General features: G+C 27.8%; 4 protein-coding genes. 2 read left to right on the top strand and 2 right to left on the bottom strand.

Annotated features, from left to right (window positions below; all coding sequences use genetic code 11):
• Window positions 1-173: 173 nt before the first annotated feature.
• On the top strand, window positions 174-959 hold the full coding sequence (locus GBZ86_RS12810; RefSeq protein WP_327445201.1) for a D-alanyl-D-alanine carboxypeptidase family protein: 786 nt from the start codon (window positions 174-176) through the stop codon (window positions 957-959).
• 83 nt (window positions 960-1,042) lie between these two features.
• Here the strand turns inward: GBZ86_RS12810 and GBZ86_RS12805 are convergent, their stop codons facing one another.
• Entirely contained in the window at window positions 1,043-2,320 is a 1,278-nt protein-coding gene (locus GBZ86_RS12805; RefSeq protein ID WP_152891249.1) for an FAD-dependent oxidoreductase, read from the bottom strand.
• Entirely contained in the window at window positions 2,317-3,309 is a 993-nt protein-coding gene (locus tag GBZ86_RS12800) for a sulfide/dihydroorotate dehydrogenase-like FAD/NAD-binding protein (RefSeq protein WP_152891247.1), read from the bottom strand. The genes GBZ86_RS12805 and GBZ86_RS12800 overlap by 4 nt, the downstream gene beginning before the upstream one ends.
• A gap of 160 nt (window positions 3,310-3,469) precedes the next feature.
• Between GBZ86_RS12800 and GBZ86_RS12795 the strand changes: the two genes are divergently transcribed.
• A complete protein-coding gene (locus tag GBZ86_RS12795; protein WP_152891245.1) occupies window positions 3,470-4,615 on the top strand; it encodes a replication-associated recombination protein A in 1,146 nt (381 codons plus the stop codon).
• Window positions 4,616-4,713 lie beyond the last annotated feature (98 nt).

Here is a 4,713-nt window from a genome sequence, read left to right as displayed (position 1 = left end):
ATATTATAATTATAAATATACACATACAACCCTCCTTAAATATCATTTTTAATTATTAACAAATAAATAGAAAAATATCCAATAATCTACTGGATTAATAAAAATATTTAAGTGAAAAATAATTTAGAAGCAAAGTAGAATAGGAGGAAAGTAATGTGAAGAGAATAATATGTATATTATTAATATTAAATTTTTTTTCTTTTAATAAATACACCGTTTATGCAAATAATAAAGATATAACACCAAATGCACATTTTTCAATTGCATATGATTCAAAAACTGGTGAAATTTTATATGAAAAAAATGCTTTTAGATGTGTTCCAATGGCAAGTACAACAAAAATTTTAACAGCATTAGTGGCAATTAATTATGGAAATTTAGATGATCAAGTAACTATATCTAAAAGTGCGTCTTCTATTAGAGGATCAACAGTTGGTTATAAAGCAGGAGAAAAAATAACATTAAAAGAGCTTTTGTTTGGACTTATGTATAAATCAGGAAATGATGCTGCTATAGCAATTGCAGAGCATTTAGGTGGAAATGTTGAAAATTTTTCAATTATGATGACTGATTTTGCTAGAATAATTGGTCTTGTAGATTCTAATTTTCAATCGCCTCATGGTTTAGATAGTCAAATGCATTATTCAACAGCCTATGATTTAGCTTTATTAATGTCAAAAGCAATGAATAATGAATTTTTCAGAGAAATTTCTGGAACTAAAGAAATAAAAAAAGATAAATATGGATTTACTCGAGATTATAATAATATAAATAAAATATTATGGAGAATTAACAATGCAAATGGAGGAAAAACAGGATATACCGGACAAGCAGGAAAATGTTTAGTTACTTCAATAAACCATAACGAAAGAAATTTAATTATAGTAGTTTTAAATTGTCCTAACAGATGGGAAGCTACTGAAAAAGTATATGAATATGTAAAAGACAGATGTAAATAAATTATAATAAAAAAATCATGGTTCTTATTTATAGATAAATTAAGAATCATGATTTTAAGTTTAGTAATAAAGTTTATATTATTTTAAATTAGAGGTTTTTTAAAAATATCTTTAAGATTTAATTGAAGTACACGATTCATTATTTCTTCTTTGTCTATTGTATATAAATTAAGTTCTTTCATTCTTTTAAAGTATTCTGAACCAGCAAAAGTGTATCTACTAATTCTACCTTCTTTAGTAGTTGATTTTTCATTAGCATAAGCTATTATATCTCCTAAAGCTATTGAGCGTGGTAAAATCAATAATGGCATACCTAAGGCAAGCCTAACAGCGTTATATCCAGAAAGGGTTCCTGTTACTATAGCTTCAGTATGCCCAACAAATAAACCAGCTTTTTCTCCAGCACAGAATAAATTATATACATTATCAACCTTTAAATCATTTCCTCTAGGAGCAACAGATAAATAACGAATAGAGTTTCCTTTACTACCTGCATATGGATCTACATATTTAGCATTTTCAAATCCTTTAATTTTTCTTAATTTTTCTAAAGGATAATAAGTAGTCATAAGTTTAGCATGTCCTGTATCTAATAGAACCAAATTTTCAGCAAATTCTTTAAGAGCATATTGTTGACAAACTTTAGCACTAAGTTTATCATAGCTCACATCTTCTTTAGGAATTTTAACAATTGCTACTCCTTTACTATCTAATTCATTTTTTAATTCTTTAGATAAGCTTTCTTTTGTTAATTTACAAGAACCACTAAAAGCACCTAATTCATCACCTTTACGTTCACCACGAATATCTAAAACACCACAGCGTTCACTTATACTTATTCTTGGACCAAAAGCAGGACAACGTAATATACACATTGAACAACCATTTCCATAACGCAAACAATTTCCCATTGGTCCTGTTGAACCCGTAGTTTCAATAAATACATCACCTTCAAAATATTTTTCATCAGCAGTATAAATCCCTAAAATTTTATTATCTTTTAATTCAATATCTGTTACTCTAGATAATAAATGAACATTTATGCCTAATTTCTTTATATATCTAGAAACTTCACCTTCTATAAGATTAACATCATAAAGCCATGCATGTTCATGTCCAGGAAATTTTATATTTTTATGCCTACTAACTTTATCACAAATTTCTATTAAGTCTCCACCACCCATAGCTATAAGTTCTTCAGAAGCGGTAAAGCGACCGTTATTTCTCATTATACCGCCAACATTACCTAAGCCTAAAAGAATATCTGTTTTTTCAAATAAATGAACTTCAGCACCACTTTTTTTTGCTTGGAGAGCAGCAGCTACTCCAGACCAACCACCACCGATAACTATAATCTTCATATAAATCTTCTCCCTTCAAAAATATTTCTTGGATCTGTTTGTATTTTGCAAAGTCTTTTAACTTTATGACCAGCAAATCTAGCGGTACAGCTACCACAGACACCTTCACCACAGCACATTTTTGCATTGTTGCAACAAGAAATTTTGATATTATTTTTCCCAAGAGAATCTAAAAATTCAATTAATTTATAAGTTAAAATATCTGCACCGGCACAATGAATTAATTTAGTATTACGAGTTTTAATATCATTGATTATATAATCCTTTGCATCAAAAGAAATAAGACCTTTATTTATTAAATTTAATTCTAAATATTCAATAGAATTTTTATCTAAGTACTCTTTTAAATAATTTTTAGAAAATGGAGTTTTATCAACAAGAACTTTTAGATTATTTCCTTGATGCAGTAATTTTTTTATTATTGGTAAAACTGGAGCTACACCAATACCTCTTACTATAAGTAAAACATTATCATTTATAGCTGAATAGATATTTTTAGTTCCAAAAACTCCATTAAAGTAAGGGCCACGTATAGTTATTTCACCACCTGGCACAATATTTAAAAGCCGTTTGGTTTTTATACCTCTTATTTCTATCATAAGTTTTATTAAATTTTTATCCGTATCAGCATCCATTATAGAAATTGGAACATCAAAATATGGATTATCTTTTGTTCTAATAAACAAAAAACTACCAGGAGCAACTAAGTCTAAACAAAGCTTATGAGGACATTTGAACTCAATAAAAAGGAGATTATCCTCAACTTCTTTTGCTTTAGTTACTTCACAAGTAAAGGTAAGTCTCCCAGGCTTTGCTTTTTCATTATTATATTTAAATTCTTGATAAATACATACTCCCTTCCAATTTACACAATCACAGAAACATTTGCCTTGGAGCTGAGAACACAAAATACATTCTCCTTCTTCAGCTAAATGGCAGGGACAAAATTCAGTACCTGCATCCATACAGTCTATAATTTCATATTTCATTTAAAATCTCCCTATTAAATGTTCATAATATAAAATATATATTTTATGGAAAAATGTTACAAAATATGGAGCAAAATTATAATAAATTTTATTGTTGAGGAATGTAGCTTTAATGTTTAAAATATAAATTAAGTTAAAAAAAATAATGGGAGTGGTTATTATGAAGCCGTTAGCAGAGTTAATGAGACCTAAATATATGGAAGATATGGTAGGACAAAATCATTTAATCGGTAAAAATAGGCCTTTAAATAATTTAATAAAAAATAAAAACATAATGAATTGTATTTTTTATGGTCCACCAGGTGTAGGAAAAACAACCCTAGCTAATATAATATCTAATTATACGGATAAAAAATTTTACAAACTAAATGCAACAACAGCATCAATAAAAGATATACAAGAAATAACAGAAAATATAGATAATTTATTAAATTATAGAGGTATAGTATTATATATAGATGAGCTACAACATTTTAATAAAAAACAACAACAAGCATTACTTCAATTTATTGAAGATGGTAGAGTGATTTTAATAGCAAGTACTACAGAAAATCCTTATTTTGCAATTCATAAAGCAATTTTAAGTAGAAGCACAATTTTTAAATTTGAGACTATAAAGGCTAAGGAGTTAGTAAAAGCTATAAATAAAGCTATATTAAAACTTGAAAAGGATAATTATAATATTCTTTTAGAAGAAGGGGTTATAGAATATATAGCTGAATTATCTCAAGGTGATGTAAGAAAAGCTTATACAATATTAGAATTAGCAATTAATTCTCAAAATAAAGATGAGGCAATAGTACTATCTATGAAATATATTGAAAGTCTAGGACAATCAAATTTAAAGTCTGATGCTAGTGGAGATGAGTACTACAATTTATTAAGTGCATTTCAAAAAAGTATAAGAGGTAGTGATCCCGATGCTGCAATTCATTATTTAGCTAAATTAATAAAAGGGGGAAACATAGAGAGTATTATAAGAAGAATAGCAGTTATAGCTTCTGAAGATATTGGTATGGCTCATCCAAATGCTTTAATGGTAGTTAATAGTGGGATAGAAATATGTTTAAGAATAGGGCTTCCAGAGGCTTCAATTGTGTTATCAGAGTTAACTATATATTTATCAACTCTTCCTAAATCTAATAGCTCTTATATAGCTATAAAAAAGGCATTTAAGGATTTAGAAGAAATTAATGTAGGAGATGTACCAAAACATTTAAGAGATAGTCATTATAAGGGGGCAAGTAATTTAGGAGTAGAAGGTTATAAGTATCCACATGAATATGAAAGTGCGACTTGTTGCTAGACAAAGGTAAGCGAGGGTTTACTATAAAACTAGCCTAATAATTTATAAAATTATTAGAACTGATATTACGAAAGGTAGAATGATAGGGTAACGCCTTG

Source organism: Clostridium tarantellae (assembly GCF_009295725.1).
GTDB classification, from domain to species: Bacteria; Bacillota; Clostridia; order Clostridiales; family Clostridiaceae; genus Sarcina; species Sarcina tarantellae.
Note: the sequence above shows the minus strand (reverse complement) of the source record. Positions and strands in the feature narration are given on the sequence as shown.

What these genes read in the sequence shown, in the direction of transcription:
- GBZ86_RS12800 (WP_152891247.1), bottom strand. Translation starts at nt 3,309, where the DNA reads ATGAAATATGAAATTATAGACTGTATGGATGCAGGTACTGAATTTTGT.
- GBZ86_RS12795 (WP_152891245.1), top strand. Translation starts at nt 3,470, where the DNA reads ATGAAGCCGTTAGCAGAGTTAATGAGACCTAAATATATGGAAGATATG.
- GBZ86_RS12805 (WP_152891249.1), bottom strand. Translation starts at nt 2,320, where the DNA reads ATGAAGATTATAGTTATCGGTGGTGGTTGGTCTGGAGTAGCTGCTGCT.